We start from the raw sequence: 25,087 nt of genomic DNA, 5'->3' as shown, positions 1-25,087 counted from the left end.
CCTGCGTTTGCTATTCCTTTTTTATTCCTTTAAATCTTCGATAGAATCGATATCCATATATTGTGGAACGACGAGACCGATTTTGACGCCTTCCATGCTGACACCAAGGTCTTCAAATTTGCCATCGAATTTCTCAGCATATGTTGCGTGTGTCACCGGGAACCATGCTGCAAGTGTTGCGTCTGCGTTTCCGTCAGCGATAGCTGTAAACATAGGACCTGCTTCAACTTGTGTCATTGTGACATCATATCCCATGTCTTCAAGAACCAATTTTACGACATTCGTGCTTGCGATTTCACTATCCCATGCTACATAGGCAAGTGTTATTTTATCGCCATCCACTTTGTCCACACCGTCTGTCCACTCCGCTACTTTGTCCGGATTGGCATCAATCCAGTTCTGTGCAGCAACATCCTCTTTTTCACCTTCTTGGATTGCGACCATCACTTCACCCATATCCTCTTCAGACCAGTTGAAGTTGGAAAGGATTTGATGGGCTTCCGGCAGATCTTCCGCAAGTCCGAGTCTACCGATTGTGTGGATTTGCTCTTCGCCGCCATAAGACCCTTTAGGATCATCTAAATATTTCAAATCGAATTTCGCAAATTTCCAGTGAGGCGTCCATCCCGTGATGATGATCGGCTCTTCAGCATCGTATGCTCTTTTCAATGCCGCAGTCATCGCCGCTCCTGATCCTGAAGTGACACTCCATTTATCAAGCTCATAATCCGTAAGTGCTCTTTCAGTTGCTTCCATGATCCCAGCACCCGGATCAATTCCTGTGATTTTATAATCGACGGATTCACCGACAGATGCAGAGTTGTCTCCACCTGCTGATGAGTTTCCGCTATCCTCATCACTTCCACAAGCTGCTAATCCTAGTGCGAGTACTGCTGCTGATCCAAGTCCAAACATTTTCTTTTTCAAATTCATTTTACAATTCCTCCTTGTTTTTTCTTGCCTGCGTGTTGTGTGATCCGGTCAAGAATGATGGCAACGATGACAATCGATAGACCCGTCTCAAACCCGACTCCCGTCTTCAATTGAGTCACCGATCGATACACTTCCTCACCGAGTCCCGGTGCGCCAACCATCGAGGCAATGACGACCATCGATAGCGAAAGCATAATGCTTTGATTGACACCCGCCATGATCGTCGGCTTGGCTAATGGAATTTGCACTTTAATAAGCCGCTGCCATGTCGTCGAACCAAATGCTTCCGTTGCTTCGATCAGATCCTTTGGCACTTGCTCAATTCCGAGCATCGTCAGCCGGATCGTCGGCGGCATCGAGAAGATAACCGATGCAACAACACCAGGCACGACACCGATATTAAAGAAGAAGATCGCTGGCAATAAATAAACGAACGCCGGCATCGTCTGCATTAAATCCAATACCGGATTGATGATCTTTTTCACCGTTGGACGCTGTGATCCCCAAATACCGAGCGGGATGCCGATGACGAGGGCGATGACGACCGAAGTAATGACGAGGGCTAGCATTTGCAACATCGCATACCAATAGCCGAGATAGTCGATGAACAATAGGCCGATTAACGTAAAGATCGCGATTTTCCGAGTGGAAACGATCCACGCAATTAAAGCGAACAATAGAGCAAGCAATATGGACGGCACCATATCCATCCAAGCAACCGCTCCTTCAACAGATCCCTTTAAGAAACCGGCGATGCCGTCGAAGACAGAGCCGAAATGAGTGACAAGCCAATCGACGCCGCTGTCAATCCAACTTGCAAAAGGCAAGCGTGGCAATAATTCATCCATGACTGCTCACCTCCAAATCAAGTAGCTCCTCTGTATCCACTGTCATCTCCACTTGACGATCACGATTAATGAATTGACCGTCTCCCGCCAATGCACCGATTAACGCGCCGCGAACGATAATCCCTTGCAAATGCTTCTCTTCATTCACGACCGCCATTGGAATCGGTGTCGTTGATACCGTGTCAAATAGATCGGTTAGTACGGTATCCGGCGAGCACGTAGGAATATCTTTGATGAGAACACTTTCCAACGTCTTGCCGGATTCCGTCGCGTCAAGGGCATCTTGTGCTGTGACAGCACCAAGTAGTTGATTGCCATTGTCAACAACGTAAATGGAGGAGATCCCTTGCCTTTTCATAAGGCGTAAGGCAACGCGGGCTCCCCGGTCGACTTGTACCATATCCGCTTTTTTCATAATATGACCTGCCGTCAACACTTTCGAAAGGTCGACGTCTTCGACAAATCGTTCAACGTATTTATTCGAAGGGTTCATTAAAATTTCCTCAGGCGTCCCGATTTGAACGATGTCCCCATCTTTCATGAGCGCGATGCGGTCGCCTATCCGAAGCGCTTCGTCCAAGTCATGGGTAATGAAAATAATCGTTTTCCCCATGTCATGGTGCAGTTGCAATAATTCGTCCTGCATGTCTTTTCGAATGAGCGGATCCAGTGCACTAAACGCTTCATCCATCAGTAGCACGTCGGGATCATTTGCAAGCGCCCGCGCCAAGCCGACACGCTGTTGCATCCCGCCACTTAGTTGGCTCGGATATTGTTCTTCATATCCTGCAAGTCCAACAAGTCGCAATGATTCGGTAGCCTTTGCCTTTCGTTCCGCTTTTGCGATTCCCTGGATCTCCAGTCCGTATTCCGTATTTTCAAGAATCGTCTTATGCGGGAAAAGCGCAAAATTCTGGAACACCATTCCGATTTTCTTCCGCCTTACTTCTCGGAGCTGCTCCTTATTCATTCCGACAATATCTTGACCGTCAATGCGGATCGAGCCCATTGTCGGATCAATTAACCGATTCAACATCCGTACTAATGTAGATTTCCCGCTTCCCGACAATCCCATAATGACAAATATTTCACCGTCATAGACATCGAACGTAGCGTTTTTCACACCGACTGTCGCACCTGTCATTTTCAGGATTTCACTTTTCGACTTCCCTTCGTTCAACAGCTGCGCCGCACGCTTCGTCTGCTTCCCGAAGATCTTCGTCGTATTCACCACTTCAATTTTCTTACTCTGTTCTTCCATGTGTACACTCCCTAGTTTTTTGGAACTCAACGTTTACTAGTATATGCATAAATATTTTTTAAAACAACCGTTTTAACTAAATTAATTGTTTGTACGGTAAAAACTGTACAAAGTTTAAATTTATAGTTACACTTGAAATACGGGTATAATACGTCTAGGAATGATAGTGGGGTAATCCCCATACAGCGGAGGGAAAGCATGATGGAGGGTAAAGAAACACTCGACAAAGCACGCGAACGAATCATTGAAACAATCGCGCAAAATATACATCTATACGGTCTCACATCTTCTGCCGGCAGACAGTACGGCACATTGTTCTTCCACGACGAGCCGATGACTTTGGATGACATGACAGAGGAGCTCGGCATGAGCAAAACGAGCATGAGCACATCCGTCAGAGCGCTCGCCGACTTGAAACTTGTCGAAAGAGCATGGGTTCGCGGTGTTCGCAAAGACTTGTACCAAGTAAAAGACGACTGGTACCAAAGCTTCATCAATCTATTTTCTATTAAATGGCGCAGATCCATTTCACACCATTCCGTCGCCGTCAGGAAATCGCTGCGCGAGCTGGAACAATTAAAAAAAGACCCCAACATTAGTGAAGAATTACTGGAAATGGTGAAATCGGATATCCAAAAACTCAAATATGTCCGCGACTACTTCGATTGGCTCGAGCGCTTCGTCGACGCCTTGGAAGACCACGACATTTTCGACCTTGTCCCATTAAAGGAACACGACGACTCAGAAACAGAATAACTACAAAAAAGCGGCCCCTTCTTTCGAAGGCGCCGCCTTTTTAATTTGCACAAACGCATAAATTCTTGAATCTGAGCATAAATCGTGAAATCCACGCATAAACCGCTACAGATGCGCATAACTAACGAAATCCACGCATAGATCCCACCAGAAACGCATAACTTCATAGAACTGCGCATAAACCGTAAAATTCACGCATAAAACCGCCAACCCCATTGCATTCCACAAGCCTATGGGATACCCTAAATACGCATTTGCATTTTAAAGGAGGCAACTTGATGCAAAAAAAGATCCCAATCCTACTAGTCATGCTTATCATCGGTAGCATGTCCCTCGTTTTATCCTTAACGCTCTCCCTCCCGAATGAAATAGAATGGGCTTTGCTCATTATTGGCGCCCTGCTGAATATAACAAGCTCGGTTGGACTCATGATCATCGGTGCAAAAAGAACAAGAGAATCTTAAAAAGCAGTATCGAAGTCGATTACACTTCGATACTGCTTTTTCGTTACCGCCCAATGAGCCCATTTCGTTACTCATATACATAAGGGATAGACTTTCGCTCGGAGGGGTTATCCATGAAATTACTTACCATTTTACTCATTGCAATAGCAGCAAATCTCGATAATTTGGGAATTAGTATTGCATACGGATTACGTGCCAATCGGATTTCGTTTCGCTATAACTTTATCATTTCATTTATTTCTACGGTTTGTGCTTTTATTTCTATCTTTGTCGGAGGCATTTTATCCGAGGTCATGTCCAAATCCACGTCCAATTTGGTCGGTGGAATTTTACTAATCGGGCTTGGGCTTTGGGTTGTCATGAAATCATCAAATCCATCGAATGGATCTGAGCATAAAATAGGCTCCATCAATTGGAAAGGGGCAGTCGTTTTAGGATTCATCCTTGCCTTTAATTGTCTATCCATCGGCTTCAGCGCGGGCGTTACTGGCGTAGAACCGCTTTCAACAGCATTAGCGATCGGACTTTTTTCATTCATTTCCATTTCAATAGGCGTCCGACTAGGCGAACATATCGGTACAAGTTGGCTCGGCAAGCGTGCCGAACCAGCCGGCGGCATCCTACTGATTGTAATCGGTCTGTTCGAGATGTTCATTTAAGAAAAATTAATTTAAGGACATTTATTCATAAATCCGCGAGTTTTTTCATTATAATCAAAAAAGGTGACTGCACCATTCTTTGGAATGTCAGCCACCTTACATCGAAATCGATTCATTTTGATTTGAGATTGTTCGTCAACTCTTCATAGTCAACAGATTTCAGGTATCCATTCGATTGCATCTTCTTCACAAATTGTAAGAGTTCCATCTTCATCTTCATGATCTCGATGTCCAGGAATTCCATATCGCAGTTTACATCCGTTCTTGCAGTCGTCATCCCCTTCACACTCCTTTTGTACTGTTTTAGTTAGATGAATCGCCATGACCTAGGACTATTAACTATAATATATCACGGGATGTCGACCTAAAGAAGCATAACCGGTTGGGACATTTTTTTGAGAAAACACGTTTTTTTACGGTTTTTCAAGAAAAGTTTCTCATTTGGCAGTAATATGCATTATACTTATAATTAGATTATGATAGATAAAGAGAGGGGTGGGCGAATGAAAATAGGTCATTTGATACGTGCTGAGCGTGTACGGCAAGATATGAAACAAGTTGTCCTGGCCAAAGGAATTTGCACGCCATCTTATTTATCGAAAATTGAACGGAATCAGATTGAACCAAGTGAAGACATCGCAAAACTGCTCTTGGAACGGCTTGGAATGGATCCGGAGAAATTTCAGGAATCTGATGAGGAAACGGAAATTGAGTTCGAGAAGATGTTGTTGGAGACATATCGTGAAGTTATTACAGAGAGAGATTTAAATTTCACGAGAGAGAAATTAGAGTATCTTGAGCAAAACGTCCCCCTATTTGAAAACGATTCATTACATTATACTTATTCGCTTATTACTTTTCGATTTAACATGATAGTAAGAATTGATTCAGAAAAACTCAAACAAGAAATTGAATTACTTGAAGAGTTTATTGATGATTTCAATGTATACCAACTTTATTTGTTTCACTTAAATAAAGGGTTATTCTGTTATAATACTGGCAATGTAAAGATGGCCATACATTATTATGAGTTAATACTCCATAAACTGGAGTCGTTACCTCTTGGAGAATGGGAAGAAGCTGAATTTAATTTTATAATTGCTGTGTTCTATATGGCCGATGGGCATACATTCAATTCGATTGATCATGCTAGACGTGCACTTAATTTTTTCCGAGAGCAGCTAATGATGAGTAGAGTGTTAGACTGCTATATTCTTATCGGGATTTCTTATAAAAGAAGCGATAAATTCCAAGACGCACTGGAAGCATATTCAAAAGCTATGCAAATTAGCGAAGAATTTAATTTACATAGCGAAAAAGGGATTATTTATCATAATCTAGGTACTCTGAATAGTGCTATGGGAAATACTCACCAAGCTATCGAATATTATAAAAAAAGCATCGACCATAAGATAGATCCTTCTGAAAAGCTGATTACAATACTCTCTTTAATCGAGGATTATTCAAAAACGGGTGAAAAGGACCTTGTTAGAGATTGGGCCGAAAAAGGGATTACATTATATCACCAATTAGATGATGAAAACCAAATTTCTTATTTTCATCATTTCAGCTTCTATCAATCACTGCATAGCGAACATGGATTGTCTGTAGAAATAGCAGAAGCCGCCATTCAGCATTTTAAGGAAATTAAAGATTTCAGATTCATCCATAAGTATTGCATTGCGCTTGCAGAGTGGTACTATAATAATAGGAAATATAAGCTGGCATCTAGTCTTTATCGAGATGGGATTAGATATGGCTATATTTATAGTAAAAAGGAAAAATGGGAGGATTTGTAATGAAAAAAATGGTATCGATTCTTTTACTAGCTCTTGTATTAGGTCTGACAGTTCAAAACAGCACTGCTTCAGCAAATAACTCTGACCAAATGCCAAAAGTGTTAAAAACTTTCTCTTACACAATTGAAAAATGAAAAAAGGAATGCTCCGTTTCGGATGCATTCCTTTTTTTCATTTGCATCGGCCTTCTTAGCTTTCGTAGACATTCTCCACAACAACCGATATCCCTTGTCCAACCCCAATGCACATTGTCGCCAATCCCCGCCTAGCTTTTCTTCGTTTCATCTCATGGATCAATGTCGTCAAAATACGTGCGCCACTTGCTCCGAGGGGATGCCCTAGCGCAATCGCTCCTCCGTTGACATTGACTTTGTCCATGTCGAAGTCAAGTTGTTTAATACATTCCAATGACTGAGAAGCAAATGCCTCATTGATTTCAATGAGGTCGAAATCGGAGGATCGCCACCCTTTTTTCGCCATCAATTTCTTCGTTGAATGGATTGGACCTAATCCCATGACCGCTGGCTCTACTCCCGCGGTTGCAGAACCAGCATATTTGACGAGTGGCCGTAAGCCGTGCTTTCGTGCAAAATCGCCACTCACAAGCAGCACCGCGGATGCACCGTCATTCACTCCGGTTGAATTCCCTGCAGTCACCGTGCCACCTTCAAAAATCGGGGATAATACCGATAGCTTCTCTATCGTTGTGTCGAATCTTGGATGTTCATCGCAATCCACAATGTGCTCGTTTCCTTTTTTATCTGTGAAGCAAACCGGAATAATTTCATCGTTAAACTTATCGTCTTCGATCGCCTTTTTCGCCTTTTGCTGACTCTGATATGCAAATTCATCCTGCTCTTCTCTCGTAATGCCAAAGCGTGATGCGACATTTTCCGCTGTTTGCGGCATTGAATCCGTTCCATATCGTCGAGACATTTCTGGGTTAATGAATCGCCAACCGATTGTTGTATCATGCACCGTCATATCGCCCCTAGGAAATTCAGAATCTGGTTTTTTCATGACAAGCGGGGCTCTCGTCATGCTTTCTACCCCGCCTGCAATGACGACCTCACACTCGCCGGACAAAATGGATCGGGCTGCCAAACTGACTGCATCCAATCCTGAGCCACAGAGCCGATTGACGGTCGTTCCGCTAATTTCTTTCGGAAAGCCCGCCAGCAACAGGGACATCCTCGCCACATTCCGGTTGTCCTCACCGGCCCCATTTGCATTCCCAAAAATGACATCATCGATTAACTCCAATGGAAGTTCCGGATTCCTTTCGACTAACCCTTTCAGGACATTAGCCCCTAAATCATCCGGACGGACATGCTTCAACTTCCCTTTATATTTCCCAATCGGCGTCCGAACCGCATCTATAATAAAAACTTCTCTATCCAATCCCCTACCCCCCTTTTTTTTCAGGTGCCTATGCAGCAAACAATTCAGACTATGCACTACAATTGTATAAACCAAAAACAGAAACCTTTCTACAACAAGTTGAGATAATTTTTAATTGTATAAATATACATACAAGTGAATAGTCATAAATGCACCTCACACAGTCACCAAAAATATTTCGACAATACACTACAATTGTATAACTTGATAACTAGAAACCATCCATATCAATCTTTAGTAGACTTACATTAGTATTATTATGCATGTTGTCGAATTGTCATAAATGTGTCTTGCACAGGCACCCAAACGATTAATTGATGGTGAGTCGATAGAGAAGTCCGAATAGGATGAGGACGAAGACGACGTAGATGGCGTAGCCGTGGGATGGGTCGAGTTCTTTTGGGTTTTTGGATAAAACGATGCTCATGACATAGCCGGGGGAGAGCATGAGGACGTAGATCAGACTTGCAACGAGTAGGAAGCCTCCGTAGAAATAGGATTTCATTGTGAGGAATAGTAGTGCAACTAGTCCAATTAGTATAGCCGGCAAGGCATGTGCGCTATAGAACGCCACTGTTTGTTTTACTGAATGATTAGGGCCAAAATACATGCCGATGACGAATAGTCCGGTTACGATGACCGCCATACAGACTGCGATAAATCCAGCTGCATTGAAGAAAACAGTAGAAAACGATAAGCCACTATAATCCTCGCCAACAAGACGTGCAATTCCGGCAAACGATTCGAACAACATGCCGTTGATTCCTTTATAAAACGCAAATCCGAAAATCGCCGCATATAGCAACAAGGAAATAAAGCCATTTTTAAATTCGTTTTCTAGGCTGGTAAAACAAGTGGATGGCCGTTTCAAATGGGATAAAAAGTAGTTCCAATACTCCCCTGTCTGTTGCTTTAAACTATCCAAATGAACAGTAGAATCCACTTTCACAACCGTAATTTCACTGACCGCCTCCTCTGGATGAATCGATTCATGAATGGTTTTCTTCGCTTCAACAAGCTTCGTACCGCACCTCCAGCAATACTGCCCATTTACCTGCTCATTGCCACAATTCGAACACCTCAATTTTTTCCCTCCTGATTTTTTCAATCCCTTGCTATCAAACCAGTCCTGCCAAATGCCCTTCTATAGTAACTGTATTACGATAGCCAACCGCTTACGACAGATTTTTAGAAAAAGGGACGAATGCATGGCTTGGCAACAAAAAAAGAGCACGTAAATCGAAACGCAGATTTACGTGCTTTTTTAATCCATTCACCAATACAATTACCCCTTGCCATGTGGCGGTCCTACATCCGGTCCGCCAATTCCGTTTGTGACAAATTCACTGGCGCTTGCGGGGTTCATGTATGGTGTGAATGCAAAACCAAGGACGAGACAGATTATTAGGACTTTCTTCTTCACCGTTCTTCACCTCCTTTCAGTTCCATCGTTAACCGCCTGTAAACCTCGATGCAAAGCTCTTGATACTTGTATGCGTTTTTGTATTTTTTGTTGGCTTCATAGTAGATGGATAGGTGGCGGGCAGCATCTTTCACTACTTTCCAATCTTCATTTGCGTATAGATAATGGATGCAGTTCTTCATTTTCTGCTCGTACAAATCGTATTCACGTAGGGCATAGTATAGCTTTGCTTCGACATAGTCGAGGTGTGCTTTATTTAATTCATTGGACGGTTGCAGTCGATTCATACTTTCCCTCAACGCCAACAGATCTCCCAGGTGGAATAAAATCCTTAATTTCAAAAGTTGGGAGTCGAACAAGCTGTCACATTTCAACTTCTTTTTTAGTTCAATACATTTATTAACCGTTTCGAGCGCTTGGATATATTCCTGCTCTTCCATCTGCACGAAAGCGAGATTATGGTACAGCCGTCCATGCGTTACTGTCGTAGACGTACCCAAAACACTGAACCCCTTGTCAATATAGCGTTTCGCTTCTTTCGTCTTATGCTGTGCAAGGTAGAGTGCGGCGATCAGATTGTAACAATCTCCGGCCTTTGCCCAATTATGCAAGTGCATGTATTGACGCTTTGCGCGTTTTGCATAAATATGGGCAGTGCCATAATCAAATTGCTGAAAGAATACTAGTGAAATATTATAATTGATTTTCGCACAAAGGGACTCATCACGCGTCAAGTACAGAGTGTCTTCAAAATGGGAGATACTTGCTTCGTAGTCTTTATTGAAATAATAAAATAGCGCTGACGTATACGTATATTTTTCAAAGAGTGACTTGCTTGCATTTTCGAAGAATGTTTGAGGAATGTAGGCGATTTCCGAGGAGTAATGGGTTTGGGCTTCTGGAATTTTTCCTACTTTAAGTAGTTCGGTGTATTTCAATAAATTGAACATGATTTCTTGAGTAATAGAGGGGATATGTGTAAATTGCTGACTATGTTTAATTAAAAAACCCGGGATCCCTTTCAGATCAGAAGAGAGCAGCTCCTCATATTCCGTCAATAGTTGTTGGAGACAGGCATCGTCCTCATGGGTTTTCTGGAAATAGGCTATCGGCGAATTTAGCCGTTCTGCCAGCATTTCAAGAACATCACTCGACGGTTCAAACCGGCCGCTTTCAATATTGCTATAGTGGGAAGTTGAGATAATTCCGGAGCTTGCCTCTTTTTGTGTCAGGCCTTCTCTCTCTCGCAGCCTCCTGATCCGACTGCCGATATGCATGTGAGCCCCCTCCTTTCACCCTTTCCACCATTGTAAGTAATTCTATGGTTGTCATCAATATAAAATTTATCTATTCCTAACTTTCATTCTTTTATACTTGTTTTGCAATTTCACAAATGATTCCTCCATCCTCATTGGGAAAATTCGCTCTATAATTTGTTCTATTAACTTTCTTATCATTTCATCAAAATGACCACCTATTTACCTAGCAAGCTGCTCCAATCTTTGTATAGACACAAAAGAATGAGTCGATTAGACGAATGAAACGGCCTGATATATCCCAAATCAACTATTCTCACAAAAATTTAACTATTCTAGCACCCATGCTATAGTGAAAGTATGTTGGACAACATACATTTTGAAGACAAACTGGCCAGTTGTCTTCGCAAAAGGAGCGAGTAACGTGAAAAAAATTGTCGCACTTGCATTGACAGGAATTCTCGTTATCAGTCTGCAGTCCCCTATCCAAGCTTCAACCGTCCAGCAGTATAAGAATGAAATTTTAACGATGCAACCAGGTGTTTCCGCAGATGAATTGCAAAAGCAAGTTGAAGAGCTTGTCCTGACAACTGGTATGAATGAGGATGAAATTTACGAGCAAATGTACAAAGAGATGGAAAGACAAAACGAGTTAGCTGAAGAAGAGGCAAAGCAGTTGGCTGAACAATTCGGCGATGAAGCAACTCTACAGGGCGGCGGATCCGCAAACTATATCGTCGGACCGAGCGCTCGCGGTGACTTCTACTATACACCGTCCGCAACAGCGTATATCAACCATGGTCATGTTGGATTATACTATTCCAGCAGCACAATTGTAGAATCCATCTACCCTTCTGGTGTGCGTAGCATTTCCGCTAACGTCAGGACCGTGGATAAAGGCGCTGTCGTGAAATCTGTTTCAACGACGAGCACAGTGAAACAAAATGCAGCGAGCTGGGCTTGGACTCAAATCGGACAGCCGTACTCCCTGAACTTCGCAAACAACCGGAATACAGGGCATACAGGTGCAAAAAACTGTTCGAAACTCATCTGGTCAGCTTACTTATTGAAAGGCGGACTCGACTTGGATGTCGATAAAGGCTTCGGTGTCTATCCGCGGGATGTGCGGGACGCTTCGCAGACACGGTTTATACGGTCGATATAACAAAAGCGAAGGGCGCCTGCCTAGGGGCGACAGGCAAAGCCGTCACGTAGAACGGCTTTTGCGAGCAAAAGCGAAGCGTTGGGAGCAATTATGACCCGAGCTTCTGGCGCCCGGAGTCTAGACGATAACAAAGGGTAATTCACAAGTACAAAGAGGCTGTCCGTTCTTGGCCAGCCTCTTTATTCAGCTATAGGAGGTATCGGACAATGCATAAGAAATGGTTGATCATTGGCATCCTCGCCTTATTTATCGCCGTCGCAGCGACGACCTATTATGTCTCAAGCCGCCAACAGTCGGGGTCGTTTCTTTCAGAATCTACCCTTTCGAACCCCGATTTACTCACGAATACCGAGGCGATCCTTTATTTCTCAACGACTGCCGATCAGGATATGAATCGAGATGGCCTCAGTTTTGCGGTTTTTGTTGATTCCGAAGGGAAAACGAAGCTCTTTGAAATGGACGGTTTGGAACTTGGGACTGTCTACGCCACAGAGGATACCTTCTTTATGGAAGACCGTGGTCATGTCTATTTGGCTACTTCGGATGGAACGGAGACGTTTTCGATGCCTACCGAGGAACATACCGGAGAAGTGACGGATTACAATGAAGATGAAGGCCTTTTTTATAGTGTCTATAATTCCGGCTTTACCGAAGATGGAGGCTATATGTCGAATATCAGGTTCGGAAATGAGGAAGGCTTCGAAACGGTCAACATACCGTATTATTTGCAAATGTCCGGCTTGGCGGATGGAGACCTGCTCATGTTGACCGGTGAACCCGAAAATGTTTCATTGCAAAAGATGCCTCTTCAAAAAGTTGTGGAAATTGAAGAAATCGTATCACTCGGCCCGATTGGCGAACGGATCGGGATGGCGTCGATTCTAAAAGAAGGTGACTACTATTATCTCGTGATGGCCGATACGGAAAAGCTGACGAGTGACGTGTATCGTATCCATGAAAAAACAAAGGAAATCGAAACGTTTCCTTTGTTCCGTTATAAAGATATCGATGATTATATCGTGCGCATTCCTTATAACCTCAGAAACGCCGCCACTGTCCAGGAGGGCGTCTTGTATTACGTCGATGGAATCGGGGAAGTCCACGCGTTCAATTCCGAGACCGGTGAAGCAGGAGTGGCATTTTCACTGGAAGGAGCGAGCCAAGGGCAAATGAAAATGTCCGAGCAAACATATTTCCAAGACGGCAAACTCCACCTTTTCCGCTATCATCAGTCGTCCGGGACGCACGCCATCGACACATACGACTTACGCACAGGTAAATTGCTCAACGAATTGCCTGTTGAGGGCTTGAACGACATGTTCAACTACGTGCAACAAAAAAACAAACGAGTCTCCCCCTACGATTTCGTCGTCCGCTAACAGAGACGGTGCCTGTGCAACACACATTTATGACAATTCACCTTTTTGTATAAAAAACCGGATAAAAGTAAACTACCGGTTGATTTGATTAAGTTTCCATTTTTCCATATACAATTGTGTGTATAGTCTGAATAGAGTGTTGCACAGGCACCGTTATTTATGTAGACATGAATAGCATGATGATGCATGGTCACCGTTATTTACCAAGAAATTTACAATTACATATCAATGTTGTTACATTGCACTAAAAATGAGGAAAGGGGGTATATAATAGGAGCATATTTAGTTAGAGGTGGATATTCATGAAGAAGAAACGGATAACGTGGGTGGATGTGACAAAAGGGTTCTTAATGATCCTTGTCGTCATTGGGCATTATCCGGGAGAGCTCGATTTTCCGCTCGCAAAATATATTTATTGGTTTCATATGCCGGCGTTTTTCATATTAAGCGGTTTGTTTTTCAAACCAGTTTTAGATAAAAAGGATATTAAGCCGACAATCTACAAGCGTTTCATGCAATTGATTGTCCCTTATCTGTTTTTCTTAGTCAGTATTACACTCGTCCGTTACGGAATGGAGATTGTTTCCGGTAATCGAGATTTAGCATGGTATCTCAATGATTTATGGACACTTGCGATAGGCGGTCGTTTTATTCGCGGAGCTTATGGGGTGTTCTGGTTCGTAACGACATTATTTTTCACCTACTTGTTTTTCATCTGGTTGACGACCTATTTCAATCGGATGAAACAGTTCATTACGCTCGCGATTTTCTATGTAATCGCCCATTTGGAAAGTATTATCGCGATGCATATCATTGGTGGCAAACCTTCCGAAGCAGCACAATCGATTCCAATGATTTGGAATATCGATGTTGCGCTGATGGCAATCGTCTATTTTGCGATCGGCTATTATTTCAAAGAACTTTGGATGGATATTCCGAAACGTTGGATGTATACAGCATTGGGTGTCGGTGCAACTGCCGTTCTGTTTGATGGTCTCAACATTATCGACTACCGGCTGAGCATGAAGTTTTTACGGTACGACCATTTTGTATTGGATTTGATCATCCCCTTGTCATTCACGGTCGTCTTAGTTGGATGCTTCCAGTTCATCACTGCACGACTGTCGCTCAACTGGCTGCGAAAAATTGAAAAACACTCGCTATCCATTATGTATTTGCATATCTTTGCGGATATCATATTGAACGATTATTTCACATATGGACTAATCGGTTACACCGCTATCGGGATTTTCATCCCTATCATCGTTTCACTATTAATAAAAAATGTACTGCCGAACGGCAAAATATTGCTTGGCGGGTTTTCACCGAAGAAAGAAAAAACGCCAATTCCAACGTAAAAAAGCTGGACCTCCCTATTTTAGAGGTCCAGCTTTTTCATGTTATCTAGAACGAAGCTTTTCCACCCAAACTTCATACCCTTGCCCATTTAAATGAAGCCCGTCCCCTGTAAACTTCTTATCCAACTGCCCATTTTCATCGACAAAGCTCGAATGCAAATCGATATACTCAATTCCATACTCATCCGCAATCCTTTGCAAAATGTCATTGAACTGCTTCACTTTGTCATTCGAAACTTCATTCCCAAACAGTCCATAATTTACAGGAAGGATCGATTGAATAAATAACTGTGTATCACTTCCATTAAAGGAGTCCACGATTTTCTTGACGTTCCTTTCAAATTCTTTGGCGTCCGTTCTGTATCGAATATCATTGACCCCGATCATTAAATACGCCTCTTTTGGATTCCGGTCGACGACTTCCTGTATCCGGTTCAAAACACCTTTTGAGTAGTCATTCCGAATCCCCCGGTTCAGCACGACTTCACCCGGGAAATACTCTTGGAATTCTCCGTAATCTGAAATGCTGTCTCCGATGAACACCTTATCTACATCACTCGCAGTAGAATGTTCAAAGACGCTTTTCTTCGTAAAATAATAGGCGGAATCCCTCTTGGGGGAAGGTGGCGGCGACTGCATTTTCGTTTTCACAAATTCCACTCCGCCAATCTTGTTCACGACATAGCTTCCCGTTCCAATTAAAAGGACATTTAATAGTAATGAAATCACCAACAAAATTGTACCCTTTTCCAACACAAACACTCCTGTTCAACAACATTATCCGAATGATTTACCCTTTACGAGAGACTTGAAACTTATTGAGCAATTGTTCGTATACATATACCATAGTAGAAATGGAAAGCAGATTGGAGTTTTTTTCATGCCATCTACATTATCAAGAATATTTTTCGGGCTCGGATGTTTCACACCGATGTTAGGTTTGGGGTTGCTTTTCCACTTGTTCTCTAACCGGTCGTTCATGGCAGGTATCGTTTCATTAGTCATCTGCTTGTTCGTGATGCTCGTAGGAGTAGGGATTGGCAGTCTGCTTGAACAAAAACAGAAAGAAAAGCAATTGGCATTTCTTCATACATTCCAGCCAGACCAATTTGATTTTCAAAAACAGAAATCATATACCTCTTATGATTTATTAACTAAAATTGCACTGGACGAGCAGCGAAAGAAATTGCATATTTGGATGCCCGACCCAAAAAAAGTTGGAATTACTAATAAAGCATATATCAGAATGCCCTATATCATTAACACCTACAACTATTCTGATATTTTAGCGGTGAATCTTAAAGAAGATTATGAGCGGACCGATTCTGTTCATAGAGATACTGATTTCACTCATTTCATACTGAATCAATTAAAAGAAGACGACATTGTGAAGAGCAAGACAACGAAACCACAAGTCGATAAAGTTAGCTCCATGGATCTTGAACTCATCGTTGACGACAAAGCATCTCCGAGCCACCTCATACGGTTTTATTATGCGCCGTACATCTACATACGTAAGGATTCTCCTGAATATGAAGCATACAACAAAGAGCGCCAAGAATGGTTTACAAAGTTAAAAGGGATCGTTGAGCAACAGAATGATACAGCCGTTTCAATTGAACGTCCAATTGAAACGATGGAACCTCCAGTACTCATAGAACCATCAGACGAGGATCTAACCGAAAAAACACAAATTCTTGTGGAAGTGGAAACATCGCAGTATTCATTACAACTGCACGAGGAAATAGAAGACACGTCCGAACCGGCTCCTGAAGTCGTCCAGGTTGAACCTCAACAAGAAGTAGCCGCCGAAAAACCATTATCTTACTTCGAACAATTAATTGAGAAAAACAGAAGACAGCTACGTGGCGATTCTACTGATGAATAGTATTTTTTTAAAAGGCTCTGTTATACTACATTGTCGATTTCAGGTAGTTTTGTTGAATGAAGCGGAAGGCGGCGACTCCTGCGAAAGCCGTCACGAAGAACGGCTTTTGCGAGTAAAAAGCGCAGCGTTGCGAGCAATGTTTTTTGCGACCTTAAGGGAGCAGAATAAGGATGCCTTAATTTCTGCAAAAAGCGCAGAAATACGGCAAATCGAACCCTTCGCTGTTCGATTGGCTCACGGACCGCCCGCGGAAAGCGTCCGCCTGTAGCGAAAGCCGATTCAAAGAACGGCTTTTGCGACCAAAGCGATAGCGTTGGGAGCACCGGCACTGTCGGAAATCAACACTGTTATTTAAAATAGCCTTTTTAAAAAAAACAGCCAATCGACGATAGATTCGATTGGCTGTTCTTTTTATGCAATTATAGAATTGCGTGCGGCATAGACACTAAAAAATCATTTTAGATAGTATTTTCATAACTTCATAGGTATAATGAGTTAGAAATCATATAAATAAATTCACAACTTTAGATTCAGTCAGGGGGAGCGACTTTGAATAAGCAAAAAGGCAGTATTCGGACAAAAATCGTTCTAGGGACGTTAATTCCTATCTTTTTCCTCACATTGTTGTTCAGTTTCGTGTTTTATTTTACGTCAATGCGCACTGTTCAAGACAATGTCATTCCGGAATTCGAGAATTCGCTTAATTTGACGATGGATGATTTGAATACGAGAGTGCATGCTCGGCTCATCAACCGTGCGCTGCAAGATAAAAATGCGCACAATCAGCTGTTGAACATCGTCAATCGGGCCAAAGATAAAGGCAAAGTGGAAAACATTTCGATACATAGTAAGGTAGATGGCGAGGAGATGCTTCTCGTATTATCGGAGTCGACGGATTACTTAGTGCCTCGTCCATTCAATGCGGATCTTAAACGGGCGATGGAGACGGATAATAAGGTGTTCAGTGATATGTACAGTGACGACTTAGGGGTGCATATGACACTTTATTATCCTATTCCAGGGACGGAATCGGTAATCGGGATCAGCCAGGACGCGAGCGCTATTAGCAAATTGAATCAGACAGGCATTATTATTAGCCTCGCCATGCTGTCGATTGGTATTGTACTTGGAACCGTTATTCCTTTATTTATTGCAAGACGAATTACGAAACCACTCCAACAATTGGTTCGTTTCACCGAGGTTATCGCACGGGGCGATTTGACGCAACAAGTGAACATTAAGAGCAATGATGAAATTGGGCGGCTTGCTTTCGGTTTTGATCATATGAAAAATGAACTAAGCAACATGATTAAGCATGTAAATACAGCAGCGGACAATGTCGTGACTTCGTCCAGTGAGCTCGCCTATAGTGCCGAGCAAATGAGTGGAGTCGTGAATCAATCGACAGTTGCAACACAAGAAGTCTCAGCGACAAGCGATTCGCTATCCGTAGCGGCCAATCAAAACCTAACGGCACTCGAGCAAATTACAACAGGTATCCAAGATATCGCGGACGCTACTTCGAAAGTTGCGGAAGAGACGATTGAAGTGTCGGAAGCGGCAAAACAAGGAAACCGGTTGATCACTGACTCAATTGAAGGAATCGAAACGATAAATCAATCTGTTCAAGCTTCGATGAAAGTAACAGAAGAGATGTATATCCGCTCGGCTGAAATTGAAAAGATCATCGGTATGATTACCGACATTTCCGATCAAATCAATTTGCTCGCATTGAATGCAGCCATTGAAGCGGCTCGCGCAGGTGAAGCAGGAAAAGGTTTCAGTGTTGTTGCAAGTGAAGTGAGGAATTTAGCGGAGCAATCTGCGTCTTCCGCAAATCAAATCCGCGCACTCATTTCCGAAATGCAAAACGGCTCCCGTCAATCCGTCGAGGCGATGGCGAAAGTGTTTAGCGATGTCGAACAGGAAACGGTCATCGTGAACGATGCGGGAAAATCGTTCGCTAACATATTAGAGAAAATCACGCTAATAACTGATAACGTGCAATCTGTGTCCGCCACTGTCGAGGAAGTTTCCGCAAGCTCCGAACAGATCTTGGCATCAACACATGACACGGTCCAGTCACTTGAAGCCTCATCCGGCCATACGCAAAACATCGCAGCCTCCATGGAAGAGCAGCTAGCATCAATGGAAGAAATGGTTGCGACGACGGATGCATTGAGCGGTTTGGCGAATGAGTTGAAGATGGAAATTAGTAAGTTTAGAGTCGAAGAAGATCTAAATGAAGGTCAAAATGAAGACGAAACACTAACTGATGAAGAGACAAATTAAATATGAAACACCGCCTATCAAATGACAGGCGGTGTTTTTTGGCTCAGTCCATTAAAATAACGCTTCCTCAAACCCCTTTACTTTCAGTTCGCCGTTTTCAATCTCTTCAACGAAATGACAGGCGGCTTTATGGCCGTTAATCATTGATTCATGTGTACGTAATTGTGGTTCGTCTACTTTGCATTTTTCCTGTGCGAACGGGCAGCGCGTATGGAAACGGCATCCAGTAGGCGGATCGATTGGCGAAGGGACATCTCCTGTAAGAACGATATGTTTTTTCTCGCGTGTTGGATCTGGGACCGGTATGGCGGAGAGTAACGCCTTCGTATACGGATGTTTCGGATTTTCGAAGATCGAATATTTATCGCCGATTTCGACGATTTTCCCTAAATACATGACGATGACGCGATCCGAAATATGGCGGACAACGCCCAAATCATGCGAGATGAATAAATATGTCAGTTTGAACTCCCGTTGAAGATCTTGCAGCAAGTTCAACACTTGCGCTTGAATGGATACGTCCAATGCGGAAACAGCTTCATCGCAAATGATGAGCTTCGGATTAACCGATAACGCCCTTGCGATTCCGATCCGTTGACGTTGTCCACCGGAAAATTCATGCGGATATCGATCCGCCTGGTATTCATTTAAACCGACTGTTTCCAGCAGTTCGATGATTCGCGCTCTCCGATCTTTTGCAGGCACCACTTTTTGAATCGTCATCGCTTCATCGAGAACATCTGCCACCGTTTGGCGAGGGTTGATTGATGCGTATGGATCTTGGAAAATGATTTGCAAATCTTTTCGTTGTTTCCGCATTTCCCGTTTCGACAATGATGTCAATTCTTGTCCATTGAACGTAACGGTTCCTTCTGTTGGTTCTTCCAACCGGAGGATGGCACGGCCCGTCGTCGATTTTCCGCAGCCGGATTCCCCAACAATGCTGACCGTCTCCCCTTCGTAAATCGTAAAACTAATATCATCAACAGCTTTGACATGGTTGACGGTGCGTCCCATCATCCCGCCTTTAATCGGAAAATATTGTTTCAGTCCCTCGACTTTGAGCAATTCTTTTTTCGCCATAGACAATCACCTCCGATTCACCTTCCCATTTTTCCGAATAAATCCAGCAACGAACATCGTTCCCTTTATCATCCTTCAACAGCTCTGGCATGACGTTCCTGCACAGATCTGTCGCTGCTGGACATCTTGGCGCAAATCTGCAACCCGTAGGCATCTCTTTCGGATTGGGCACATTCCCGCGGATTGATTCCAACTTTTCGAGCTCCACGTCATGTCTCGGCAATGAATTCATTAAACCGATCGTATAAGGATGCTTCGGCTTTTGGAAAAGTGTCACGACATCTGAATATTCCACGACTTGCCCCGCGTACATGACGGCGACATATTCACACGTTTCCGCCACGACACCGAGGTCATGGGTAATCATAATGACAGACATGCCGAGCCGCTTTTGCAAATCGCGGATGAGTCTAAGAATTTGCGCCTGGATTGTTACGTCGAGCGCGGTTGTCGGCTCATCGGCAATTAAAATCTCAGGATTACACGCGAGCGCCATCGCAATCATGACCCGCTGACGCATTCCTCCCGATAATTCGTATGGATATTGCTTCACGCGTTTGTCCGGTGAAGGAATCCCGACAAGTTTCAACAGCTCGACCGACTTCAGGAGCGCTTCTTTCTTTGATAAATTCTGATGCTTGATTATTGATTCGCTAATTTGCTGGCCGACCGTAAAGACAGGATTCAATGATGTCATCGGCTCCTGAAAGATCATTGAAATCGCATTCCCGCGAATATCCCTCATCGCCTTATCCGAGTAGGCTAGCAGGTTCTCCCCTTTGAAATTAATTTCGCCCCCGATGATCTTTCCGTTGTTCGCAAGCAGCCTCAATATCGATAGCGCCGTAATACTTTTGCCTGAACCCGATTCCCCAACGATTCCGAGCGTCCTTCCTTCTTCAAGCGTAAAACTGACGCCGTCAACCGCCTTCACTTCACCGTCATCTGTATAAAAGGACGTGCGGAGATCCCGCACTTCCAGTAAATTCTTTCCCATTCCGAATACCTCCCTTCAAACAACTATCAATTCAAATCGATTCGCTTATTCAATAAGCGATACGATATGTCAACGAGCAAGTTGACAAAAACGAACAAGAATGAAATGACGAGGACAGCTCCTTGAACAATCGGGAAGTCCCTTGTCCGGATCGCGTCAATTGTCAGCCGTCCCATTCCGTTAATTGCAAAAATCGATTCCGTCAACACAGCTCCTCCGAGAAACCCTCCGAACTCAAGACCTACGACCGTAATGACGGGAATCAAAGCATTTTTCAACGCGTGGCGATAAATGACTACACGCTCTCCCATCCCTTTCGCCCTCGCCGTCCGGATATAGTCTTGCCCTATTACTTCAAGCATTGATGAACGTGTCATCCGCGCAATAATGGCTGCTCCCCCTGTCCCTAATGTAATAACAGGCAGCAACAACTGTCTCCAACTGTCCCCCCAGCCGGAAGCGCGCATTTTCATAAATTCCGGCATCCAGTCCGGACCAATCGCAAACCATTGAATAAGCATGAGTCCGAACCAGAAGTTCGGCATTGATAAGCCAAAAAGGGCAACAATCATTATGGAAATGTCTGACCACGTATAATGGCGCACTGCTGAAATAACTCCTGCAATAAGTCCTAAAAACACGGCGAGAATTGTCGCGTAAAAGGATAACTCCACGGTCGTCCAAAACCGTGCCTTTATTTCATCCGTTACAGCACGACCGCTTCGGACCGAGTTTCCAAGATCGCCTTGAAGGACGTTTTTCATATAGCTGAAATATTGCACGGGAGCTGGTTTATTCAAACCGAGCTTCTCTTCGATCTGTGCGATCGTTTGCGGGGACGCCCCTTCACCCGCGATGATTTGTGCAGGGTTCCCTGGAATTAAATACATCATGGAAAAAACGACTATTGAAACGCCAAGCAAGACCGGAATCGTCTGGAGCAGGCGTCTTATTATGAATTTTGTCATTTCATTGCCCCCTCCATCATTTTTTCATTTTCGGATCAAGCGCATCTCGTAATCCGTCCCCAAATATATTGAAAGCCAGTACGACGATGACGATTGCGACTCCAGGGAATAACACGAGATGTGGTGCCTCCCTCATATAAGTCCTTCCTTCGCTCAACATGGCCCCCCATTCCGGAGTCGGCGGCTTCGCGCCAAGTCCGAGAAATGCAAGTCCACTCGCCGTCAAAACAGCGGTCGCAATGCGCAATGTTAATTGGACAATAATCGGAGAAAGGACGTTCGGCAAGATATGTTTGAAAATAATTCTCCCATCTGTCGCACCAAGCGCCTTTACTGCATCTATATACTCAAGTTTTCGGACTGATAATGTCGAGCCGCGTACAATCCGGGCAAATGCCGGCACGGAAAAGATACCGACAGCGATAATGACGTTCTGCAAGCTGCCGCCAAGTACCGAAACGATAGCAAGCGCAAGAAGGATTCCTGGAAATGCTAGAAGAACGTCCATGATTCGCATAATGAACGTATCCAGTTTTCCGCCGTAATAACCGGAAATGATGCCAAGAAAGACACCGACTACACCTCCGAGTGCAACGGAAAAGAACCCAACTTTCATCGTGATTGACATACCATGTATGATTCTTGTGAAGATATCTCTCCCATAGTTGTCGGTACCAAACCAATGCTCAGCGGAAGGAGGCTTCAGTTTATTCGAAATTTGCGTCGCATTCGGATCTATTGACGTCAAGTACGGGCCGATAAACCCGGTTAAGACGAAAAGTAAGATGAGAACCCCACCAACGACTGCTGCCTTATTTTTGCGGAGTCTTCGCCAAAAAGCCTTGTATGCTTCAACTCTAGGATTGGACCTTCTCTGACCAATATCCGCAGCAGGTGTATGTTGAACCATGTGTGAACACCTTCCCCTATTCGTATTCTATTGAAAAATCAGTATATTGACAGTAGCATAACATGAATACGTGAATTGAGGAATGTTTTTTATCATTGTTTTCATTTAATTTTAAATAATATGATTTAAAAATCAATATCTTTGCATGTAATAACGTTTTAGGAGCATTACGCCCATTAGTTAGTAATCTTTAGGGATACGAAGTATTTATTTTATTATTCAGTTAACCTAATTATTCTGAAATTGTGTTGTTTGTTGAGAAATTCTGTGCTATATTGCATCTAACTATTACATTTCCAATAGTTTCGTGGACTTGTAATACGTTAAAAACAAACGGGGGGAACACACATGAAGGGTAATGGCAATGTAAAGTGGCTGTTTGTTATTGCTTTAGCTTTGTCAATGATTCTTGCGGCATGTTCCGGGGGTGGTTCATCTTCTACGGAAAAGGGATCAGGCAATGATATTGACGAAGGTAAAGGGAAAGGGATTGAAGGTGGAGACTTAGTCCTCGCAGTTCTATCGGATGCATCGTCCTTGGACCCGGCAGGTTCCAATGATGTACCGTCTTCCGTTGTACAAGCGAATATTTATGAAACGCTCGTGAAACGGGATGACAATAATAAGATTATCGAAGGTCTTGCAGAAAAATGGGAGCCTATCGATGATACGACGTATGAATTCAAACTACGTAAAGGCGTCAAATTCCATGATGGCGAGGATTTCAACGCGGAAGTTGTGAAAATGAACTTGGAGCGTGTCCTCGATCCGGCGGTCGCTTCACCACGTTATTTCTTATATGAAATGATTACTGAAATTACCGTAGTAGACGAACATACTGTACAAATCAAAACCGAGTATCCATTCGCACCTTTGCTCGCCCACCTTTCACATAACGGTGGCGGCATGGTAAGTCCGAAGTCTATTAAAGCGGATTATGAAGCAATGGAGAAAGGCGAACCTGCAGGGTCTGTCATTGCAACAAACCCTGTCGGAACAGGCTTTTTCAAATTTGAAAGCTGGACGCCCGGCGCTGAAATCAAGCTTACAAAAAATGAAGATTATTGGGGCGACAAAGCTCATGTCGACACAGTAACATTCAAAGTCGTTCCTGAAAGTGCTGTTCGGAACGCAGACCTTGAAACGGGTCATGTTCATATCGCAGACCCAGTCCAACCGAATGAAGTTGCAGCGATCAATGATAGCAGCTTCGCAAAAATCAACCAAAAAGCATCTTCAAGCCTTGCCTATTTAGGTTTCAACACGGAAAAAGAACCGTTTAATGATCCAAAAGTGCGAAGAGCAATTTCTATGCTTGTGAATAAAGATGACATTAGCGAAGGGGTATACGACGGGTTCGGAATCCCTGCAAAAGGACCTCTTGCTCCTGGAATCTTCGGCTATAACGAAGACGCTAAACCAATTGAGTACAACGTGGAAGAAGCGAAAAAGCTTCTTAAAGAAGCAGGCTATGAAAATGGCTTCAAGTCTTCCATCTGGACAAATGACAACCCACAACGTCAACAAATTGCTGTCCTGTTGCAAGAAGAATTGAAAAAGGTCAATGTCGAAGTGAGCATCGAAGTAATGGAATTCGGAGCGTACCTCGACAAAACAGCAAACGGAGAGCATGACATGTTCATCCTTGGCTGGTCCAACCCGACAGGAGATGCGGACTATGGATTGTACGCATTGTTCCACTCATCTCAACAAGGCTCTCCAGGAAACCGTTCATTCTATACAAATCCGGAAGTCGACAAGCTTCTTGAACAAGGCCGTCGTGAATCGGATCCAGATGAGCGTATCAAAATCTACAATAAAGTCCAAGAGCACTTGATCGAAGACGCTCCGATGGCATACTTGATCCATACGGAGTACTTGACAGGTGTCAGCAATCAAATTAGAGGCTTCTCCATCGGCACAGACGGGATTTACAAGTTGAAAGACGTACAGTTCGTGGAAGAGTGATAATGGGAAGGGATGCTGCCTTTAAGGCGGCATCCTTTTTTATGTTTGTGGAAGGGATTGCTTTGAGCGCTCGGGGGCTTGTTTTGAGCGCGGAGCAGCTGACTTTGAGCGCAGGGTGACTTGCTTTGAGCGCGAGGAGGCTGGCTTTGAGCGCAGGGTGAGGTACCGTCAAGAAGTATGTGTAAAGCACAATCGCCGACAACTCAGCGGATTTTACATGGAGTGGCGGACATGTTAGCCTTGGCAGGCAAGGCCAGCATAATTGTTAGCTGGTGCCAT

General features: G+C 43.7%; 25 protein-coding genes. 11 read left to right on the top strand and 14 right to left on the bottom strand.

The window, feature by feature from the left end; translation table 11 throughout:
- Positions 1–21 precede the first annotated feature (21 nt).
- Genes MHZ92_RS20655 through MHZ92_RS20645 form a run of 3 tightly spaced genes read right to left on the bottom strand, consistent with a single transcriptional unit; the run spans position 22 to position 3,042 of the window.
- Complete coding sequence (locus MHZ92_RS20655; protein ID WP_239433613.1) at positions 22–927, bottom strand: glycine betaine ABC transporter substrate-binding protein; 906 nt, start codon at positions 925–927, stop codon at positions 22–24.
- 2 nt (positions 928–929) lie between these two features.
- Entirely contained in the window at positions 930–1,781 is an 852-nt protein-coding gene (locus tag MHZ92_RS20650; protein ID WP_239433604.1) for an ABC transporter permease, read from the bottom strand.
- Positions 1,774–3,042 carry a quaternary amine ABC transporter ATP-binding protein gene (locus tag MHZ92_RS20645; RefSeq protein WP_239433603.1) on the bottom strand — a complete coding sequence of 423 codons (1,269 nt, stop codon included), beginning with the start codon at positions 3,040–3,042 and terminating at the stop codon, positions 1,774–1,776. The genes MHZ92_RS20650 and MHZ92_RS20645 overlap by 8 nt, the downstream gene beginning before the upstream one ends.
- 201 nt (positions 3,043–3,243) lie before the next feature.
- Here MHZ92_RS20645 and MHZ92_RS20640 point away from each other — a divergent pair, with 201 nt between their 5' ends.
- The 3 genes from MHZ92_RS20640 (at position 3,244) to MHZ92_RS20630 (ending at position 4,921) form a co-directional block, all read left to right on the top strand.
- Positions 3,244–3,798 (top strand): GbsR/MarR family transcriptional regulator, encoded by a 555-nt coding sequence (locus MHZ92_RS20640; protein WP_370644795.1) that lies wholly within the window; start codon positions 3,244–3,246, stop codon positions 3,796–3,798.
- 278 nt (positions 3,799–4,076) lie between these two features.
- Positions 4,077–4,262, top strand: a complete 186-nt coding sequence (locus MHZ92_RS20635; RefSeq protein ID WP_239433601.1) for a hypothetical protein — start codon at positions 4,077–4,079, stop codon at positions 4,260–4,262.
- Positions 4,263–4,375: 113 nt separating this feature from the next.
- On the top strand, positions 4,376–4,921 hold the full coding sequence (locus tag MHZ92_RS20630) for a manganese efflux pump MntP (RefSeq protein WP_239433600.1): 546 nt from the start codon (positions 4,376–4,378) through the stop codon (positions 4,919–4,921).
- Between the two features lie 112 nt (positions 4,922–5,033).
- On the opposite strand, the gene MHZ92_RS20625 is transcribed toward MHZ92_RS20630, so the two are convergent.
- A complete protein-coding gene (locus MHZ92_RS20625) occupies positions 5,034–5,198 on the bottom strand; it encodes a hypothetical protein (protein ID WP_239433599.1) in 165 nt (54 codons plus the stop codon).
- Between the two features lie 226 nt (positions 5,199–5,424).
- Here MHZ92_RS20625 and MHZ92_RS20620 point away from each other — a divergent pair, with 226 nt between their 5' ends.
- Together MHZ92_RS20620 and MHZ92_RS21480 are read left to right on the top strand one after the other, a co-directional pair.
- Positions 5,425–6,720, top strand: a complete 1,296-nt coding sequence (locus MHZ92_RS20620) for a tetratricopeptide repeat protein (RefSeq protein ID WP_239433598.1) — start codon at positions 5,425–5,427, stop codon at positions 6,718–6,720.
- Entirely contained in the window at positions 6,720–6,854 is a 135-nt protein-coding gene (locus MHZ92_RS21480; RefSeq protein WP_255723678.1) for a hypothetical protein, read from the top strand. Before MHZ92_RS20620 ends, MHZ92_RS21480 begins: the two co-directional genes overlap by 1 nt.
- 55 nt (positions 6,855–6,909) lie before the next feature.
- Here MHZ92_RS21480 and MHZ92_RS20615 read toward each other — a convergent pair whose 3' ends face one another.
- The 4 genes from MHZ92_RS20615 to MHZ92_RS20600 form a co-directional block, all read right to left on the bottom strand.
- Positions 6,910–8,121 (bottom strand): acetyl-CoA C-acyltransferase, encoded by a 1,212-nt coding sequence (locus MHZ92_RS20615; RefSeq protein ID WP_239433597.1) that lies wholly within the window; start codon positions 8,119–8,121, stop codon positions 6,910–6,912.
- Positions 8,122–8,431: 310 nt separating this feature from the next.
- On the bottom strand, positions 8,432–9,205 hold the full coding sequence (locus tag MHZ92_RS20610) for a DUF6574 domain-containing protein (RefSeq protein ID WP_239433596.1): 774 nt from the start codon (positions 9,203–9,205) through the stop codon (positions 8,432–8,434).
- A gap of 201 nt (positions 9,206–9,406) precedes the next feature.
- The gene (locus MHZ92_RS20605; RefSeq protein WP_239433595.1) at positions 9,407–9,544 is read right to left on the bottom strand and encodes a hypothetical protein; all 138 of its coding nucleotides are present in this window, start codon (positions 9,542–9,544) and stop codon (positions 9,407–9,409) included.
- A complete protein-coding gene (locus tag MHZ92_RS20600; protein ID WP_239433594.1) occupies positions 9,541–10,821 on the bottom strand; it encodes a helix-turn-helix domain-containing protein in 1,281 nt (426 codons plus the stop codon). Before MHZ92_RS20600 ends, MHZ92_RS20605 begins: the two co-directional genes overlap by 4 nt.
- A gap of 403 nt (positions 10,822–11,224) precedes the next feature.
- Between MHZ92_RS20600 and MHZ92_RS20595 the strand changes: the two genes are divergently transcribed.
- From MHZ92_RS20595 to MHZ92_RS20585, 3 genes are all read left to right on the top strand, one after another.
- Positions 11,225–11,965 carry a YiiX/YebB-like N1pC/P60 family cysteine hydrolase gene (locus tag MHZ92_RS20595; protein WP_239433593.1) on the top strand — a complete coding sequence of 247 codons (741 nt, stop codon included), beginning with the start codon at positions 11,225–11,227 and terminating at the stop codon, positions 11,963–11,965.
- A gap of 206 nt (positions 11,966–12,171) precedes the next feature.
- Positions 12,172–13,344, top strand: coding sequence for a hypothetical protein (locus MHZ92_RS20590; protein WP_239433592.1), 1,173 nt, complete (start codon positions 12,172–12,174; stop codon positions 13,342–13,344).
- Between the two features lie 302 nt (positions 13,345–13,646).
- Entirely contained in the window at positions 13,647–14,702 is a 1,056-nt protein-coding gene (locus MHZ92_RS20585; RefSeq protein WP_239433591.1) for an acyltransferase family protein, read from the top strand.
- A gap of 42 nt (positions 14,703–14,744) precedes the next feature.
- On the opposite strand, the gene MHZ92_RS20580 is transcribed toward MHZ92_RS20585, so the two are convergent.
- Positions 14,745–15,458 (bottom strand): GDSL-type esterase/lipase family protein, encoded by a 714-nt coding sequence (locus tag MHZ92_RS20580; RefSeq protein WP_239433612.1) that lies wholly within the window; start codon positions 15,456–15,458, stop codon positions 14,745–14,747.
- A 124-nt stretch (positions 15,459–15,582) separates the two neighbouring features.
- Between MHZ92_RS20580 and MHZ92_RS20575 the strand changes: the two genes are divergently transcribed.
- A complete protein-coding gene (locus tag MHZ92_RS20575; protein WP_239433590.1) occupies positions 15,583–16,590 on the top strand; it encodes a hypothetical protein in 1,008 nt (335 codons plus the stop codon).
- Between the two features lie 20 nt (positions 16,591–16,610).
- On the opposite strand, the gene MHZ92_RS20570 is transcribed toward MHZ92_RS20575, so the two are convergent.
- Positions 16,611–16,919, bottom strand: a complete 309-nt coding sequence (locus MHZ92_RS20570; protein ID WP_239433589.1) for a hypothetical protein — start codon at positions 16,917–16,919, stop codon at positions 16,611–16,613.
- Between the two features lie 220 nt (positions 16,920–17,139).
- Here MHZ92_RS20570 and MHZ92_RS20565 point away from each other — a divergent pair, with 220 nt between their 5' ends.
- Positions 17,140–18,882: a methyl-accepting chemotaxis protein gene (locus MHZ92_RS20565; protein ID WP_239433588.1), complete on the top strand. Its 1,743-nt coding sequence runs from the start codon at positions 17,140–17,142 to the stop codon at positions 18,880–18,882.
- Between the two features lie 51 nt (positions 18,883–18,933).
- Here MHZ92_RS20565 and MHZ92_RS20560 read toward each other — a convergent pair whose 3' ends face one another.
- Genes MHZ92_RS20560 through nikC form a run of 4 tightly spaced genes read right to left on the bottom strand, consistent with a single transcriptional unit; the run spans position 18,934 to position 22,840 of the window.
- Entirely contained in the window at positions 18,934–19,965 is a 1,032-nt protein-coding gene (locus tag MHZ92_RS20560) for an ABC transporter ATP-binding protein (protein WP_239433587.1), read from the bottom strand.
- A complete protein-coding gene (locus MHZ92_RS20555) occupies positions 19,910–20,962 on the bottom strand; it encodes an ABC transporter ATP-binding protein (protein ID WP_239433586.1) in 1,053 nt (350 codons plus the stop codon). The genes MHZ92_RS20560 and MHZ92_RS20555 overlap by 56 nt, the downstream gene beginning before the upstream one ends.
- Positions 20,963–20,988: 26 nt before the next feature.
- On the bottom strand, positions 20,989–21,930 hold the full coding sequence (locus tag MHZ92_RS20550) for an ABC transporter permease (RefSeq protein ID WP_239433585.1): 942 nt from the start codon (positions 21,928–21,930) through the stop codon (positions 20,989–20,991).
- A gap of 16 nt (positions 21,931–21,946) precedes the next feature.
- Entirely contained in the window at positions 21,947–22,840 is an 894-nt protein-coding gene (gene nikC / locus MHZ92_RS20545; RefSeq protein WP_239433584.1) for a nickel transporter permease, read from the bottom strand.
- Positions 22,841–23,188: 348 nt separating this feature from the next.
- Between nikC and MHZ92_RS20540 the strand changes: the two genes are divergently transcribed.
- On the top strand, positions 23,189–24,808 hold the full coding sequence (locus tag MHZ92_RS20540) for a glutathione ABC transporter substrate-binding protein (RefSeq protein ID WP_239433583.1): 1,620 nt from the start codon (positions 23,189–23,191) through the stop codon (positions 24,806–24,808).
- Positions 24,809–25,087 lie beyond the last annotated feature (279 nt).

This window comes from Sporosarcina sp. ACRSL, assembly GCF_022346605.1.
GTDB lineage: Bacteria > Bacillota > Bacilli > Bacillales_A > Planococcaceae > Sporosarcina.
This window is presented reverse-complemented; position numbering and strand designations above follow the sequence as displayed.

Bases quoted from the DNA above. Each gene is read 5' to 3' on its own strand.
- MHZ92_RS20560 (WP_239433587.1), bottom strand. From the start codon at position 19,965: ATGGCGAAAAAAGAATTGCTCAAAGTCGAGGGACTGAAACAATATTTT.
- MHZ92_RS20635 (WP_239433601.1), top strand. From the start codon at position 4,077: ATGCAAAAAAAGATCCCAATCCTACTAGTCATGCTTATCATCGGTAGC.
- MHZ92_RS20585 (WP_239433591.1), top strand. From the start codon at position 13,647: ATGAAGAAGAAACGGATAACGTGGGTGGATGTGACAAAAGGGTTCTTA.
- MHZ92_RS20630 (WP_239433600.1), top strand. From the start codon at position 4,376: ATGAAATTACTTACCATTTTACTCATTGCAATAGCAGCAAATCTCGAT.
- MHZ92_RS20600 (WP_239433594.1), bottom strand. From the start codon at position 10,821: ATGCATATCGGCAGTCGGATCAGGAGGCTGCGAGAGAGAGAAGGCCTG.
- MHZ92_RS20550 (WP_239433585.1), bottom strand. From the start codon at position 21,930: ATGACAAAATTCATAATAAGACGCCTGCTCCAGACGATTCCGGTCTTG.
- MHZ92_RS20625 (WP_239433599.1), bottom strand. From the start codon at position 5,198: ATGACGACTGCAAGAACGGATGTAAACTGCGATATGGAATTCCTGGAC.
- MHZ92_RS20590 (WP_239433592.1), top strand. From the start codon at position 12,172: ATGCATAAGAAATGGTTGATCATTGGCATCCTCGCCTTATTTATCGCC.
- MHZ92_RS20650 (WP_239433604.1), bottom strand. From the start codon at position 1,781: ATGGATGAATTATTGCCACGCTTGCCTTTTGCAAGTTGGATTGACAGC.
- MHZ92_RS20640 (WP_370644795.1), top strand. From the start codon at position 3,244: ATGGAGGGTAAAGAAACACTCGACAAAGCACGCGAACGAATCATTGAA.
- MHZ92_RS20575 (WP_239433590.1), top strand. From the start codon at position 15,583: ATGCCATCTACATTATCAAGAATATTTTTCGGGCTCGGATGTTTCACA.
- nikC (WP_239433584.1), bottom strand. From the start codon at position 22,840: ATGGTTCAACATACACCTGCTGCGGATATTGGTCAGAGAAGGTCCAAT.
- MHZ92_RS20620 (WP_239433598.1), top strand. From the start codon at position 5,425: ATGAAAATAGGTCATTTGATACGTGCTGAGCGTGTACGGCAAGATATG.
- MHZ92_RS21480 (WP_255723678.1), top strand. From the start codon at position 6,720: ATGAAAAAAATGGTATCGATTCTTTTACTAGCTCTTGTATTAGGTCTG.
- MHZ92_RS20540 (WP_239433583.1), top strand. From the start codon at position 23,189: ATGAAGGGTAATGGCAATGTAAAGTGGCTGTTTGTTATTGCTTTAGCT.
- MHZ92_RS20555 (WP_239433586.1), bottom strand. From the start codon at position 20,962: ATGGGAAAGAATTTACTGGAAGTGCGGGATCTCCGCACGTCCTTTTAT.
- MHZ92_RS20645 (WP_239433603.1), bottom strand. From the start codon at position 3,042: ATGGAAGAACAGAGTAAGAAAATTGAAGTGGTGAATACGACGAAGATC.